The sequence below is a fragment of the Acinetobacter tandoii genome, from assembly GCF_008867985.1.
GTDB lineage: Bacteria > Pseudomonadota > Gammaproteobacteria > Pseudomonadales > Moraxellaceae > Acinetobacter > Acinetobacter tandoii.
Window position 1 is genome coordinate 56,245 of sequence record NZ_VXLD01000014.1, and the last position, 15,981, is coordinate 72,225.

The following is a 15,981-nucleotide window of genomic DNA, read 5'->3' on the forward strand; positions in this document are numbered from 1 at the left end:
TTACATCATCCATTCAATGGGTAAGTAGGACAAACTTTTAAAAGTAAAACGCTGAAACTTTGTGGTGTGCGGATCAACATGATATTCAGTTATTTGCCCATTTTCATGATGTTCTAACCAAATAATTTCACCTTGAGGATTAAGTTTTAATTCGTATGCAATTTGGGGTAAGTAGCGATCCATCGCATGTGTGACTTGGTTTTGTAAATGATCCGATTCGACCACCAAGCCCACTTCAGTATTTAAGTTCACTGAACGAGGGTCAAAATTAAATGAACCAATAAAAACTTTGCCATCTACGTCAAAAAATTTGGCATGTAATCTTGACGAACTTTTTCCTTTGGCAGGAATTGCATTACCTGTTAATACCTCATACCAAGTACGCTGTTTTCGTTGAATATTAGGTTTAAACTCATAAAGTTGAATGCCATTTTTAAGCAGCTCTTTCCGATATTTTTGATAGAAAGCATGGACCAAAGCCACATCATTAGCTAAAAAAGAATTGGTTAAAACACGAACTTTAATATTTTGATGTGAAAGATCAGCAAGAAAAGTAGCTCCTTCTTTAGTGGGTATAAAATAAGCCGATACCAATTCTAAATGTTCTTTAGGAATACCCATTGCATGTTTGAGTTGAGAATACAGCAATTTATCTTGAGCAATATTGCCAAGCGTTTTTTCAGGATAATCAGCCAAAAATTGTGCTTTAACCCATTCAACTTGACGTTCCTGCAATTGCGCCATGATTTGTTTCTGTGCCAAATCTAGTTGGTTAATGAACCGTTCTTTTTCATGATCGTTCATCGCATAACTTTTACGAAGTAGATCTAAATCATCTACCGATCCAACCCCAATCAGTTGTTGTACTGAATAACTCAGGTCACTATTCCAGAAGTTAATGAAAATTTGATTGGCGGATTTTACTGCATTTCCAAAGAACAAGATGTCCATGTCAGTAAATTGAAAATCTTGACCTGCATCAAAATATTCACGGCTAATATTACGTCCTCCAGTCACTGCAATGACGCCATCGGCAATAATTAGCTTGTTATGCATACGATGATTGATCTGTTTCAAGCGAAAAGTATAATCAATAACCCTAAAATGTCGATATTTATAAGGGTTGTAGAGTTTGATTTCAAAATTTGGGTGTGCAACTAACTTTTTCAGTAATGGATCTAGTTTGGTACCATTTTGATCATCAATCATAAGGCGGACTTTAACACCGCGGTCTGCTGCTTTTAACAGTTCAGCCAGCATCATGTGGCCTAATGAGTCATTTTCCCAAATATAATATTGCAAATCGAGCGTATGTTTCGCATCGCGTATTAGGTAAATACGTGATGCAATACTCATAAATGCATCATCTAATGCTAAATAGGCTGTAAGACCTTGTTTGAGTTGGGCATCAATATTTTGGCGTTGTATCCAATGTTCCGTGTGGTAGTCTGATGCAGATTGTTTTTTGGCTTCGTTTTGAGGGAGACTACAAGCAGTCAGTGAACTCATGCTTGCACATAATAATAAGGAGAAGTACCTGGTATTTTTCTGCATTTTTTCTAATTCATTATTACCAATATAAATACATATTATCATGCTGTTATGGTTGTATTAAGGTTTAAAAAGCGGTTACTGTAGTTCATCTGTTAAATATTGATATAAGGATGAACATGGCATGAAATCACGTGCAGCCGTAGCCTTTGCGCCAGGACAACCACTTCAAATTGTAGAAATTGACGTTGCTCCGCCTAAGAAAGGGGAAGTATTGGTTAAAATTACCCATACGGGTGTATGCCATACCGATGCATTTACTTTATCTGGTGATGATCCTGAAGGCGTTTTTCCTGCTGTATTGGGGCATGAAGGTGCAGGTATTGTGATTGAAGTGGGTGAAGGCGTAACCAGCGTTCAACCAGGCGATCATGTTATTCCACTGTATACCGCAGAATGCGGTGAATGCTTATTCTGTAAATCAGGAAAAACCAATCTTTGTGTTGCAGTCCGTGCAACTCAGGGTAAAGGTGTAATGCCAGATGGTACGACACGTTTTTCTTATAACGGCGAACCAATTTACCATTACATGGGCTGTTCTACCTTCAGTGAATACACCGTTGTTGCTGAAGTATCATTAGCTAAAATTAATCCTGAAGCTAACCCTGAGCAAGTTTGCTTGTTGGGTTGTGGTGTAACAACAGGGATTGGTGCAGTACATAACACCGCCAAAGTACAAGAAGGTGACACAGTTGCTGTATTTGGTTTGGGGGGTATTGGCTTAGCTGTAGTACAAGGTGCGAAACAAGCGAAAGCAGGCCGTATTATTGTAGTAGATATGAATCCTGACAAATTTGAATTGGCGAAACAGTTTGGTGCGACAGATTTTTTAAATCCTAAAGACTACGAACAACCAATTCAGCAAGTCATTGTTGAAATGACGGGTTGGGGTGTCGATCATTCATTTGAATGTATTGGTAACACCAACGTCATGCGTTCAGCACTGGAATGTGCACACCGAGGTTGGGGACAATCAGTGATTATTGGCGTAGCAGGTGCTGGTCAGGAAATTTCAACACGCCCATTCCAATTGGTGACGGGGCGTAAATGGATGGGTACAGCTTTTGGTGGCGTAAAAGGACGTACACAACTACCAGGCATGGTCGAAGATGCAATGAAAGGTGAGATTCAACTGGCACCTTTTGTGACTCATACGATGGGTTTAGATAAAATTAATGAAGCCTTTGATTTAATGCATGAAGGAAAATCTATCCGTTCAGTGGTACATTTTTCTGAATAAATTCACCTAGTGACGACTAAAGACCAAGCAAAAGCTTGGTCTTTTTTTATTTGTTCTACATCAATATTGCTATTTTGAACGTCTAAATTGGCAAGAAATGACATTTTGTTAGACAGAAAATGATAATAAATGCCAAATGATATGTTTTGTCCTCATCTGACATAGAGCCCTGAATCAGTTAAATCTATTGTTAACGCAGCAATAAAAGACAGTTGTATAAAAATATAGATTGATTCAGATGAGTACAATTATGGGAAATCATGTGCAATATAAGCCTGAATGGATACGCGAAGATTTTGTCGATTTCATCGCGGAAAAAGTGCATCCGACTTGGGCGTGGAAAAGAGTCAAAGCTCAGCTTGTTGCGCGCAAAGTATTAAGTGCTGACTTTATTCAGTTACAGTTACGCCCAAATCAAAATTTTAGACCAGAGAAAGCTCAGTCAGGTCAAAGCCTGTTGATCACGGTTGTAATTGCAGGTGTTCGACAACAGCGCAGTTATTCTATAGTCGATATCCTCGACAATGGAGATGTATTAATTGCGGTAAAACAACAAGGTACTGTTTCAAACGTTTTAACAAATTCAGCATTAGGTTCCGTCGTCGAAATCTCTCAAGCTCAAGGCGAGTTTGTGTTGAATCAATGCTCTGGAACAGCAATGCTATTTTTTGCCTCTGGAAGTGGTATTACTGCAATTTACGCTTTAGTCAAACAGGCATTGAAAAGTACCGAACAACCAATCGATTTATTGTATTTTAATCGTGATAATGCCTACCACACAGAACTAGAAGCCTTAACAGCACAATATCCGCAGTTTAAATACCATCCATTGAATACTTTACAAAATTCACAGCACTTAACTGAGCAACTACTTCAGCAACTTGTACCTGACTATCAGCGCCGTGAGTGTTATGTCTGTGGTGCACACAACATGATGCAAAGTGTGCAGCAGCTTTACGTCAATCAAAGCATCTCTCATTTACTCAAGATGGAATATTTTAAAATCCAGATTGATCAATCACTAGAAGCACAACCTGTGACTTTTCTACGTGCGCAGCAGGAATTTTTAGCGACAGATAATTTATTAGAAAGTGCCGAAAAAGCAGGGCTTAAACCTGCACATGGCTGCCGTATGGGTATTTGTAATACGTGTTCTTGCACCAAAGTACAGGGGGTAGTTCGAAATGTGCTCACAGGTGAAATTGATGAGCAGAGTAATACACAGATCAAACTATGTATTTCACAGGCCATTAGCCCAGTGGTTATAAATTTATAAAAGTTTAATGTAGGGACAAATAAAATGAATAAACCCGTTAATTTTCAAAGTAATACTAAATCTCGTTATCTTACAGATGAAGAAATTCAGTCTTTTGGAGAAAAAATCGAAGTCATTCGCCGTGACACAATGCAAAGTTTAGGTGAACAAGATGCTGCTTATATCTACAAAATCCGAAATTTTGTCCGCTACAGTGAAATTGCTTCACGCGGTATGTTAATGGTCGCGGGCTGGTTACCACCTCTTTGGTTATTGGGAACTGGGTTGTTGGGGATTTCCAAAATTCTAGAAAATATGGAGTTAGGGCATAACGTCATGCATGGTCAGTTTGACTGGTTAAATGACCCCAGTTTAAACGGTGCAAATTACGATTGGGATACCATTGCAACAGGTGATGATTGGAAATATACCCACAATTATGTGCACCATACCTATACCAATATTGTTGGAAAAGACCATGATGTGGGTTATGGACTCATTCGAGTGAGTGAAAGCCAACCTTGGGAGCCAAGATTTTTATTTAACATTCCGCTAGCCATCCAATTGATGATTTTTTTTGAATGGTATGTGGGCGTACAGAATTTACATCTGGAAGATGTATTGGCGTATAAAACCAAGACATGGCGTGAAGTCTGGCAAGATGCAATAAAATTACGTAAAAAAGTAAAGCGCCAAGTCATTAAAGACTATGTATTTTTTCCTTTAATAGCAGGACCAAATGCCATTCCCGTTTTTGCAGGGAATGCGGTCGCCAATGTGATCCGAAGTTTATGGGCATCCGCTGTGATTTTTAATGGACATTTTACAGAAGATGCTGAAACTTTTGAGTTAGACAATACAGAAAATGAAACTCGAGCGGAGTGGTACTTACGCCAGATTCGAGGTTCGAGCAATTTCTCAGGTACGAAATGGCTCCATATTTTAAGTGGAAACTTAAGCCATCAAATTGAGCATCATCTTTTTCCAGATATGCCTGCCAACCGTTATGCAGAAGTAGCACCAAAGGTTAAAGCCCTGTGCGCTGAGTATGACATACACTACAATGAAGCCAGTTTTATCAAACAGTTCGCAAGTGTTTGGGTTCGACTTGGCCAATGCTCATTACCAAATGGCTGGAAGGAACAATTCAAGTTGACTCTGCAAACGCAATTCAAGCGATGGATTTAAAAGTAAGATCATTTAATTGATTGATAAGTAAAAGTTGCTCTAGACATAACTATTTTTCCAAAAATAAAGGTTGTCAAAAGTAGCAATAAGGCGTATTTTTAATTCAAGATACTTTTTTGATGAAACAAAGATGTTAAAGCAACCTTTAATTGCAAACGCTTATTTTTATTTCTGGCAGTTTAGCTAATTGCCTGAACGCGTTTGGGCAAAATAAAGGTTGCCCACCAGTTGATACCTGATCGGCAACCCCGGTCAGGTTTTTTTATGCTTTGTTTTTATATATTTTTTAGGAGATTCACATGTACGCATTTAACACTTCATATTTTAGCAACGGTTATTGGTTTTACTTTAGTCAGTTTATGACTCAATCCTTATCATCCCATAGATCCAAAACGCACAAATAAAAGATCGGACTGAATAGACAGTCCAAAGGAAAGACCGATGAACGCTCTAAATACTGCACTACAACATCAACCGACTTCACAAGAAACATTATTGAGTTTGCCACAGCAGCTCAAAACACAACTTCCTCTTTCTGTGTCACTTACGGCACAGATTGCCGAACATCGTCAAACTATTCAAAATATCTTGGCTGGTACAGATCCACGTCTTTTGGTCATTACTGGGCCTTGTTCTATTCATGACCCTGTCGCGGCTTTAGAATACGCGCAGAAATTACAACACTTACAAGCGCAAGTTTCGGATCAAATTTTTCTAGTGATGCGTACTTATATTGAAAAGCCACGTACAACAGTGGGTTGGAAAGGTTTTATGTATGATCCTGACTTAGATGGATCATCAGATTTACAAGCGGGTTTAAAGCAATCACGCCAACTTTATCTACACATTATTGAAATGGGTTTGCCGATTGCGAGTGAAATCTTAAGCCCAATGGCTACGGCTTACTTCGATGATTTATTGGCTTGGGGTGCAATTGGAGCACGTACGAGTGAGTCTCAAATTCATCGTGAAATTGCAAGCCAAATGCCATATAGCATTGGTTTCAAAAATGGTACGGATGGTTCAATTCAAATTGCGTTAGACGCGATTCAATCGGCATCCCATGCTCATCAATTTTTAGGAATGAGTCAGTCTGGTTTGCCGTGTGTGCTTCAATCTCGTGGTAATCCACTTGCGCATTTAATTTTACGTGGTTCAAATACTGGTCCGAATTATCAGGCGGAAGAAATCAATAAAATTAAAGCGAAAGTAAAAGGCAATTTGCCTGCGCTAGTGATTGATTGTAGTCATGGCAATAGCAGCAAGAATCCAGCATTACAGCCAGATGTGCTGCGTCAAATTGTGAAAGAACGAGCAGAAACACAAGTACGTGGTGTCATGCTGGAGAGTCATTTGGTTCAAGGGAATCAAAAGATTTCTTGCGATATGATCTACGGTCAATCGGTAACAGATGGTTGTATTGGTTGGGAACAAACTGAACATCTATTGCTAGAAGCTGCACTGCAATTAAAACAATTACATTCATAAAAAGTAAATAGTAAAAAAGCCCCTGAAAACAGGGGCTTAATTTTTTATGCTATTTTGACCACAAAGAATTTATAAAATAATAGGCTCAGTAGAACGAGAACCGCACATAAGATATAAGACATGCTATAGCCTTGTGCTGTGATCAGAATACCTAACAGTATTGAACCGAATGCAATACCTAAATCATAAAAAGTAAAGAAGGTAGAGGTTGCGTGCCCAATCCGTTGAGGCGCAGCGCGTTGGATCGCCAGTGTTTGTAAACAGGGTTGTACAGAACCAAATCCCATTCCAATAAAAATGGCTGCAAGCATAAATCCGATCAAGCTATTGATTTGGCTTAATAGAATAAGACCTACTGCAAACAATACTAAAGCAGGGTAAATAACATAGCTTGGACCCTTGCGGTCGTAAATTTTTCCAGTCAAAGGTCGTAGACTCATCATCGAAATCGCAAAAACGATAAAAAATAGGCTGGCATATGCAAGCAAATTTTTTGATGCAGAATATGTTGAGATAAATGACATAATGCTGGCATACGCAAATGAAACCATCATGGCCATAATAGAAACAGGTAGCGCCTTTTTCTCAACAAAATCATGAATAGATAACTGCTTTTTCTGCATCTTTTGCATAGTTGAAGTCTCAGTTTGCACGGGAATGAGAAAACAAAACACAAAACCTAGACATACAATCGCAGCAAGAATAGTTGCTACAACAGCATAAGATAATGGCTGAATAAGCGATAAACCAATGAGTGGACCTAAGACAATGCCTAAGTTGACTGACATGACAAAGTAACCCATACCTTCTCCACGGCGTGAATCTGGAATGAATTCGTTCGCAATAGGTACAGTAACTGTAGTTAAAATGCTAAACCAAATTCCATGTAAAAAGCGTAACCAGAGTAAAACTTGTAAATTATCTGCAAAAATATAGGCAATTGAGAATAAACAGAACAAAAACTCGGAAACAAAAAACGTTTTTTTACGACCAAATTTTTCAATAATCAATCCACTAAATGGGCGTACCGCAATAGAAGATGCCATAAATAAAGTCATGACGAGCCCAGCTTGAGTAAGACTGCCATGTAAGTCTTGCAAAATATAGATAGGTAGAATTGTGGTTTGTGCAAAATAAAAAACAAATAGAAATAAGTTATTGGCTAAACACAGAATAAAAGACTTATTCCAGAGCTGTACTGAAGCTGAATGAGGCATAATTGACCCAGAAGTAGTAAGGGAATCATGACAACGTAGCTAAACTTTTTATGTATTCCCTGAGCGTACCAAGGTCATGAAGATAAGGTTTAATATTAACCAATTAAAGAGGAAAAATAAAGTAAATTGATATTTTGATATATTTTTTTCTATTAATGTTTTTAATGTATATTTAAATTATCATTATTTGATTATCGATCAATTTAACCCATAAAAAAATCAGCTCGAAGGCTGATTTTTTAAAGATGCGTAGCTCATTTAGAGCCCCGCTTCATAGTCCGCACTAGACAACAACGTGTTTACATCATCGATGTTATTTGGCTTGATTTTGTAGATCCAGCCTTTGCCATATGGAGCATCATTTACAAAGTCAGGATCGTCTTCTAGTGCAGTATTCACTTCTACGACAACCCCAGAAACAGGGGCATGGATATCAGAAGCTGTTTTCACAGATTCAACGACACCCGCTTGTTCACCAGCAGTAACGTGTTGTCCTACTTCTGGCATTTCGACATAAACTAAATCGCCTAAGGCATCCTGCGCATGGTCTGAAATCCCAGTTACAACAAGATCACCTTCAATTTTCACCCACTCATGCGTGCTCGCATATTTTAAATCTGAAGGATGATTCATGATGACACTCCTTAAAAGTATTCATTTATTTTTGTCATGCTTTATACATGTTTTTACATAAAAACAAAAGGTTTATAGGTACGGATCTTTACGCCAATTACTTGGGCTACGTCCACTCCAACGCTTAAAAGCACGGCTGAAATTTGCAACATCACTATAGCCTAGTTCATCTGCAATTTGTTCTAGTGTGTAATCTGTTCGGGAAAGTAGCGACGTTGCATGACGGTAGCGTACTTCATCAACAATTGTTGAAAAAGAGGTTCCTTCAGTCGCTAACTGGCGCTTCAAGGTTCTATCTGACATATGTAAGCGATATGCCACATTTTCAATACTTAAATAATGCTGCTCTGAATGCGTCAAAATGTCGCGAACCGCCATAGAAAGCCGTCTTCGCTCACCTAAAGCCGAAAGCTCAGCTTCACATTGGTTGATTGCAATTTGACTGGCAATCGGGTCAGCATTTACCATTTTTAACGCGAGGTATTTTTTATCAAAGCTCATCAATAAATGAGGTTGATCAAAACGAAACTGATGATTTGGGAACTTGGTAATATAGCGTTCAAAACCTTCGGGTTGTGGAAAATCAAAATCAATTTCACCTCCCAAATCAGTGACACCTGTCATAGCCTTGGCCATAGAAATGATGCCAATGGTTAATGCAATACAAATTTCTGAACGCAAGGGTTCTATACTGACATCACTTCGAAGCTGCAAAGTTGCTTTTTCAGCAAAAGTAGAAAAATAGATTTGCAGGAAGGGCAGTCGTAATTGCACAAAGCGGTTAGCAAGGACCAGCGCATCGGTAATATCATTTGCGGTCATAATGGCATAACCAATAAAACCATGAATAGAGATACGCATTTGCGTACCTAAATGATAGCCTAGAGTTGATTCGCCAGTTAAGGTTAAAGCATGTTGAATTAAGGCATTGGCAACCGACGTCGAGATTCGAAAATCTGGCTCTGCTAATTTTTCACTATTGAGCTGGAATGGAGCAAATAAAGTATCTGCGTTATATCCCCAGCGTGACACGACATCTAAAAGTAACAGACCATAGACTCCAGGAATTCCTTGGTCTTGTCTAGACGAAATAGTATTCATGCGCGATCCATTGCACGTTTAATGTTGTTATATCAGTCAGTTTTTTATATTGGCATGAAATCGTAGCATGCACCTTATAAATTGTTCGACAAACTGAACAAAGCAGATTCTAAAACCACACGTGATTTTAGAATCATCGTCTTTTAAAGATCAGGTTGATAATTCTTACTAAATACTAAAATTTTAGTATTGCCGAGTAATACCGCTTCACCATTTTGATTGAGCGTTTCAGTTGTGTAACTCACAATAGCTCGGTCAGGTTTGGATTTTGACGGTTTGATTTCGGTAATTTCTACCTCGACATGAATTTGATCGCCTGCGCGAGTCGGTCTTGGCCAACGCACTTGTGCTTCGGAACCAATTAAACCATATGCTACAGGAAAGCATTCTGTCCAAAGTCGCATGGTAACTGCGGAAGTATGCCAACCGCTGGCAGCCAAGCCTTTAAAAATTGGATGATTCGCTGCCTCGATCTCATTGGTATGAAAAGGCTGCGGATCAAATTGATGCGCGAACTGCTTAATTTCATCTACAGTCATTTCATAGGCACGACTGATAAAGCGATCCCCTACATGTAGATCTTCCAAATACAACATCAAGCACTATCCTTATTTTTTAGTTCATGTTGTTCAATTAAAAAACCACCAGTTTGACGTTGCCATAATTGCGCATAAATGCCATTCAAAGCAACCAATTCATCATGTGTACCTTGTTCGGCAATTCGCCCCTGATCGAGCACAATTAAACGATCCATTTGCGCAATCGTAGAAAGTCGGTGCGCAATTGCAATAACCGTTTTATCTTGCATTAAATCATCCAGACTGGACTGAATTGCTGCTTCTACTTCAGAGTCTAAGGCACTAGTTGCTTCATCAAGAATCAGAATAGGAGCATCTTTTAAAAATACCCGCGCAATAGCAATACGCTGACGTTGTCCACCCGAAAGTTTAACCCCACGTTCGCCCACATAAGCCTCATAACCTTTACGACCACGAAGGTCAGTCAGTTGTGGAATGAAATCCTCTGCTTTGGCTTTGCGAACTGCATCATACATTTCTGCATCACTGGCATCTGGGCGTCCGTATTTAATATTTTCCGCAACTGTACGATGCAATAGCGATGTATCTTGTGTCACTAAGGCAATATTTTTACGTAAGCTATCTTGGCTTACATCCTCTATATTTTGTCCATCGATTAAAATACGACCTTGGTTGATGGTATAAAAATGCAATAACAATTGAATGAGCGTAGATTTTCCAGCACCGGAGCGACCAACAATGCCAATTTTTTCACCTGGGCGTATGGTTAAATTAAAGTGATCGATGACATTTTTTTCATTATAGGCAAAGCAGATATCTTCAAACTTAATTTCGCCGTGTTTCACCTCAAGTGTGGTGGCATTCGGTTTGTCTTGAATACTAATCGGACGCCCTAATGTTTTCATACCATCTTGAATGGTGCCGACATTTTCAAATAAAGCAGAAGTTTGCCACATCATAAATTCAGCAATGCTGTTGAGTTTTAAAATCATAGCAGTCGTTGCCGCGATAATGCCCAACTCTGCACGACCTTCTAGCCACAACCATAATGCTGTGCCAAGTACACCGACGTAGAGCACAATACTGAGCGAGTTAATGCTAATTTCATAGCCTGAACCCAACCGCATTTGCTTATAGACCGTGCGCATAAACTCTTGCATTGATGACTTGGCATACTCACTTTCACGACCTGCATGAGCAAACAGTTTAACAGTTTGAATATTGGTATAGGCATCGGTGACTCGACCTGTCATCACTGCACGCGCATCGGCTTGTTCATTGGAAATTTTGCTGAGTCTAGGAATGAAGTACCAAGCTGCGAGTAGGAATAAAGCCAACCAGACCAATAGGGGAATAATTAGAAATGGGGAGATTGAGCCGAGTACAATACTGACTGTAAAGAAGTAGATTAGGACATAAGCCAGCATATCACCCAAAATCATCCAGAATTCACGTACAGCAAGGGCTGTTTGCATGACTTTCGCAGAAAGTCGTCCTGCAAAATCATTGTGGAAGAAGTCCAGACTTTGTTGTAATAATAAATTATGGAACTTCCAACGCAGACGCATTGGAAAGCTACTAAACAGAATTTGGTGTTTGATAATAGACTGGAAGTTCGCAAAAAAGATATTACCGAGTAATATCATGGTAAGTAACATTAAGTTTTGACGATGTTCTGCCAAGAATGTATCGGGTTGGCTTTTACTGAGCCAATTGACTAAATCGCCAATTTTGGCGTACAACAGGGCTTCAAAACTTGCAGCACCAGCAGTACAAAGTACCAAAATAAGCAAATAAGGTCGTACACCTTTGGATGCACTCCAGACAAATGCAAAGAAAGTTGTAGGCAGTGGATCTTTTAAACCTTTGCTAGGATAGGGATCTACTCGCTTCTCGAACCATCTAAGCATTAATATTAACCTCTTGATAAAGTTGCATAATTTTAAAATTAAAAAACAATAAGATAATTACCAGTTTTGCAAGAAAAAGTATGGGCTATCTTGTCAAAAATAACAGATTATGAAGACGAAAAGTTTTATTTAACGCGATTTTCACGTGCGGGAGAACAACTAAAATCTGTTGGGATTCATTGTAATCCATATCAATCTAACTCACCATCACAAAGTCTAAGCGTGCAGATCACGGGGGTGTTCACACTTTTGTCACATATTTAAATTATAAAAAAGTAAGACAAATATGAGACTTAGAAACCCAATGAATGATTTATCGGTGAAGAAAATAAATAAGCAAATTGATGAATTTACACAAAGTGGAAAGATACCAAGCGAGTTAGTTTTTGGCTATAAAACTTACGCGGTGCTTATGCAAGATGATAAATTCACAGACCAGATCATGAAAGGGACTGAAAATCCAATCGTTAGATTTTATAAAAAACTCAAAATTACCTTAGTCACGGATAAACACTATTTTCAGGTCAAATAATGAGACAATTGAGTTGAAAATAGACGAAAGTGATTTCGATTAAAATTTGTTGCAACATAGCAGACACAGTCGAAAATTATTAAAAGAATGTGCAAAGCGTCGTATTTTTTGAAAAAAAGATGATAATATTTTTATCGATACAGGTTTATTGATAACTTTAAAATCCTGTAATTGTTAACTTAAATAATTGAATCAATAATAAAGGTGACAATATGAGAGGAAGTGTAGAACGATACGACTCCCAAACACAATTGGGGATGATTCGTGATGAATGTGGTGAATGGTTCTATTTTGCTGTAGAGCAATGGAATGATCCGAATAATTTACCGATTGATGGTCTCGTTGTTGATTTTATTATAGACGGTGCTGAAGTCACTTCTGTTTGGGAAGTAAAAAATACACATTAATTTTCTTTTCATCTTTACCCGCTCTTCAAAAAATATCGAATAAGATCTATTTAGGTAGACCTTATTCATTAATTTCTGCATTTGCTACAGAATTAATTACAGGATCGGAACGGAATACTTGGTCTGAATGTAAGATTAGCTGCTTGCAAATTCTTAAAAGTAGAATGAAGTGTTCATACTATCTTTATACAATACTTTTTATATTAAGAGCTTAAGTAAAAACTTGCCAAATCGGAATGAATCCACTATTCATTGTACTCATACTTAAGAAGTGAGTTAGACATGCTTGAAATACTCATACCCTTTACTATAGCGATTATTATTTTAACGATTACGCCTGGTTTAGATACTACGTTAATTATTCGCACAGCCTCACTTGAAAACCATCAAAGTGCATTTCAAACGGCATTAGGAATTAGCTTTGGATGTATGGTGTGGGGGATTATTGTTGCATGTGGACTAGGTGCATTATTAGCCACCTCAGAACTCGCTTTTAACTGTTTAAAGTGGATAGGGGCAGCTTATTTGGCTTGGTTAGGTCTACAATTATTAATAAAGCCACGCAGTCATTTAGAAAATCAAATAGAAATTAAGAAAACAACCAACTATTTTCTTAAAGGATTTTTCTGCAACATTCTTAATCCTAAGGTTGGACTGTTTTATGTCACTTTTTTACCGCAGTTTATTCCTAGCGATGTAACTCCATTTTTCTGGATCATGGGACTGGTTACGATACATGTTGTATTGGGTTTACTTTGGTCAAGTATACTTATTTTCATGATGCAGCCAATTTCCAGATTTTTGAAACAACCCAAAATTGTTCGACGTTTAGATCAAATTACAGGAACTATTTTCTTGTTATTTGCTATCAAGCTTGTAATGAGTAAGCGTTAGTTCAAGTTGAGGAGAAAAAAGAAAGGCTGTAACTTTGTTTTGGTCCAACAAGAAATTACAACAGCTTCACGTTTTGCTTGTTAAAATACAACTAAAGCATATAAAACAGGTGCATTATGAAAATAATAATAATGTGTTGCTGCTGTTTGTATTCTGGAGCGCTATTTGCCTCTGTTCAAGACAATATCAGCTTTTGCGAAGCAATTGCGATTGTCGCAGGGAATGTGATGCAGCAAAGACAAGATGATGTGCCTCTTAGTGTCCAAAAAAGTATTGCACTTGAATATGAAGATGGTGTAAGAGAGCTGTATGAGGCAATTGTAGAAGATGCTTATGATGTACCTATACTTCTCAACGATACCCAAAAGCAGCAAGCTGTAGAAAGTTTTAAATTAGAATATTTTGATTATTGTGAACATGCCGAAGCCAGTGAATAATTTTCGGGCAGAACAATTTAAATCAAGTATTTTACTGGTTCCTTGAATAATACATTTGAGTTAAAAAATCCCCTCAAAAAGCAAGGGGACATATACGATTAAATATGCGATTTAGTACGGTCTAGCAGGTAGTCATTCGGTGCATGTACCGAATGTTGTGCTAAAACTTTCATATCGGAACCAGACGGTGCTTGGTAAATTCTTAAACCGAACTCAGGTAAAATTGCAATTAAATGATCGAAAATATCGGCTTGAATGGCTTCATAATCTTTCCATACTGTAGTGTTGGCAAAACTATAAATTTCCAGAGGTAGACCTTCACTGGTTGGTTGTAATTGACGCACCATAATCGTTTGATGTTGTGCGATACCAGGATGTTGTTTTAAGTAAAACTCAACATAGGCACGAAATGTACCCAAATTGGTCAGACGACGTTGGTTATAAATGGCCTGATTTGAGAGTTGCAAATTAAATTCTTCTATTTCTTCTTGTTTCGTATTTAAATACTGATCTAGGAGTAAGAACTCCTTCAGTTTCTGTTGTTCTTCCTTATCCATAAAGTGCACGCTGCTTTGATCGATAAAGATTGCACGTTTTATGCGACGAACACCTGCCTGCGCCATACCACGCCAATTTCTAAAGGTGTCGGTCACCAGTTTATTGGTTGGAATGGTGGTAAAAGTCTTGTCAAAATTCTGAACGGTGACTGTATGTAATGACATATCAATGACATCACCATCTGCATTTAAAGAAGGCATTTCAATCCAATCTCCGATGCGGACCATGTCATAAGATGAAATCTGTACAGAAGCCACTAATGACAAAATAGTATTTTGGAACACCAACATCAATACTGCTGCCATGGCACCAAAACCAGCCAACAAGGTGAATACATCTTTTTTCAAGAATGTACCAATAATCATCAAAGCACAGACCACAAATATGACCAGCTTCACCAACTGTAAATAGCCTTTAATCGGCTTGTTTCTAGACTTGGGGTTACGCTGATAAATTGCATTAAAGATATTTAAACTTTCACCGATTGCAAGTGCAAAAGTAAGAAAGATAAAAGCTTGAGCTGCCATTTGAACCAAGCTAATAATTTTCACAGATAGATGAGGGATGGCCACAATCCCATTCATGATGACTAGAGCAGGAACAATATTGGCAATTCTACTAATGACATGATGCTGAGTAACGATATCATGATTGGCAAACTTTAATTTGGAGATCACTTTACGAATACCGCGAACAACAACTTTTTTCGCAATAAAATTGGTTAAAATCGCGAGTAATATCAATAGACTTAATGATAAAAACATATCTAACCAAGCATATTGATTTGACCACGCTGTAATACGTTCAATAAAAGTGAAATGCTCCAAAATTTTCCTCAATGTAATTTTTTACTTAATTGATATTTTATAAATTAATAGCTTTTGATTGAAGTTGAATAACATTTTTTAAACATATCATTATTTTTCAGTGTTCTTTGATGCGCTAAAAATTCTGAATACGGCCCATTCTTATTAAAATAATTAAACAAATATGGGAATTTATTCAAAGCGTTGAATAAGATAGATATTAGT

Annotated in this window: 15 protein-coding genes; 8 read left to right on the forward strand and 7 right to left on the reverse strand. The window is 37.9% G+C overall.

All coding sequences use genetic code 11. The features are described 5' to 3' along the window. Nucleotides 1–1,509 carry a phospholipase D family protein gene (locus F4W09_RS15090; RefSeq protein WP_215899325.1) on the reverse strand — a complete coding sequence of 503 codons (1,509 nt, stop codon included), beginning with the start codon at nucleotides 1,507–1,509 and terminating at the stop codon, nucleotides 1–3. 166 nt (nucleotides 1,510–1,675) lie between these two features. On the opposite strand from F4W09_RS15090, the gene F4W09_RS15095 reads away from it, so the two are divergent. The 4 genes from F4W09_RS15095 to F4W09_RS15110 all read left to right on the forward strand — a co-directional run bounded on the left by F4W09_RS15095 (nucleotide 1,676) and on the right by F4W09_RS15110 (nucleotide 6,722). Further along, entirely contained in the window at nucleotides 1,676–2,791 is a 1,116-nt protein-coding gene (locus F4W09_RS15095) for an S-(hydroxymethyl)glutathione dehydrogenase/class III alcohol dehydrogenase (protein WP_016168064.1), read from the forward strand. Nucleotides 2,792–3,041: 250 nt separating this feature from the next. Then, on the forward strand, nucleotides 3,042–4,067 hold the full coding sequence (locus F4W09_RS15100) for a flavin reductase family protein (protein ID WP_044739798.1): 1,026 nt from the start codon (nucleotides 3,042–3,044) through the stop codon (nucleotides 4,065–4,067). 24 nt (nucleotides 4,068–4,091) lie between these two features. Next, nucleotides 4,092–5,234, forward strand: coding sequence for a fatty acid desaturase family protein (locus tag F4W09_RS15105; RefSeq protein WP_151505267.1), 1,143 nt, complete (start codon nucleotides 4,092–4,094; stop codon nucleotides 5,232–5,234). A gap of 441 nt (nucleotides 5,235–5,675) precedes the next feature. Next, nucleotides 5,676–6,722, forward strand: coding sequence for a 3-deoxy-7-phosphoheptulonate synthase (locus tag F4W09_RS15110; protein ID WP_151505268.1), 1,047 nt, complete (start codon nucleotides 5,676–5,678; stop codon nucleotides 6,720–6,722). A gap of 44 nt (nucleotides 6,723–6,766) precedes the next feature. Here the strand turns inward: F4W09_RS15110 and F4W09_RS15115 are convergent, their stop codons facing one another. The 5 genes from F4W09_RS15115 to F4W09_RS15135 form a co-directional block, all read right to left on the reverse strand. Further along, the gene (locus F4W09_RS15115) at nucleotides 6,767–7,939 is read right to left on the reverse strand and encodes an MFS transporter (protein ID WP_151505269.1); all 1,173 of its coding nucleotides are present in this window, start codon (nucleotides 7,937–7,939) and stop codon (nucleotides 6,767–6,769) included. A gap of 258 nt (nucleotides 7,940–8,197) precedes the next feature. Further along, on the reverse strand, nucleotides 8,198–8,572 hold the full coding sequence (gcvH, locus tag F4W09_RS15120; protein WP_016168059.1) for a glycine cleavage system protein GcvH: 375 nt from the start codon (nucleotides 8,570–8,572) through the stop codon (nucleotides 8,198–8,200). Between the two features lie 72 nt (nucleotides 8,573–8,644). Next, nucleotides 8,645–9,673, reverse strand: a complete 1,029-nt coding sequence (locus tag F4W09_RS15125) for a helix-turn-helix domain-containing protein (RefSeq protein ID WP_044739802.1) — start codon at nucleotides 9,671–9,673, stop codon at nucleotides 8,645–8,647. Nucleotides 9,674–9,816: 143 nt separating this feature from the next. After that, the gene (locus F4W09_RS15130) at nucleotides 9,817–10,269 is read right to left on the reverse strand and encodes a MaoC family dehydratase (protein ID WP_044739803.1); all 453 of its coding nucleotides are present in this window, start codon (nucleotides 10,267–10,269) and stop codon (nucleotides 9,817–9,819) included. Next, on the reverse strand, nucleotides 10,269–12,122 hold the full coding sequence (locus tag F4W09_RS15135; RefSeq protein WP_044739804.1) for an ABC transporter ATP-binding protein: 1,854 nt from the start codon (nucleotides 12,120–12,122) through the stop codon (nucleotides 10,269–10,271). Before F4W09_RS15135 ends, F4W09_RS15130 begins: the two co-directional genes overlap by 1 nt. Nucleotides 12,123–12,426: 304 nt before the next feature. On the opposite strand from F4W09_RS15135, the gene F4W09_RS15140 reads away from it, so the two are divergent. From F4W09_RS15140 to F4W09_RS15155, 4 genes are all read left to right on the forward strand, one after another. Next, entirely contained in the window at nucleotides 12,427–12,654 is a 228-nt protein-coding gene (locus tag F4W09_RS15140) for a hypothetical protein (RefSeq protein WP_151505270.1), read from the forward strand. Between the two features lie 212 nt (nucleotides 12,655–12,866). After that, nucleotides 12,867–13,061 carry a hypothetical protein gene (locus F4W09_RS15145; RefSeq protein WP_016168054.1) on the forward strand — a complete coding sequence of 65 codons (195 nt, stop codon included), beginning with the start codon at nucleotides 12,867–12,869 and terminating at the stop codon, nucleotides 13,059–13,061. Between the two features lie 282 nt (nucleotides 13,062–13,343). Then, nucleotides 13,344–13,955 carry a LysE family translocator gene (locus F4W09_RS15150; RefSeq protein WP_151505271.1) on the forward strand — a complete coding sequence of 204 codons (612 nt, stop codon included), beginning with the start codon at nucleotides 13,344–13,346 and terminating at the stop codon, nucleotides 13,953–13,955. A gap of 116 nt (nucleotides 13,956–14,071) precedes the next feature. Next, nucleotides 14,072–14,392, forward strand: coding sequence for a hypothetical protein (locus F4W09_RS15155; protein WP_151505272.1), 321 nt, complete (start codon nucleotides 14,072–14,074; stop codon nucleotides 14,390–14,392). A gap of 98 nt (nucleotides 14,393–14,490) precedes the next feature. On the opposite strand, the gene F4W09_RS15160 is transcribed toward F4W09_RS15155, so the two are convergent. Further along, a complete protein-coding gene (locus tag F4W09_RS15160) occupies nucleotides 14,491–15,777 on the reverse strand; it encodes a mechanosensitive ion channel family protein (RefSeq protein WP_104442088.1) in 1,287 nt (428 codons plus the stop codon). Nucleotides 15,778–15,981: the final 204 nt, after the last annotated feature.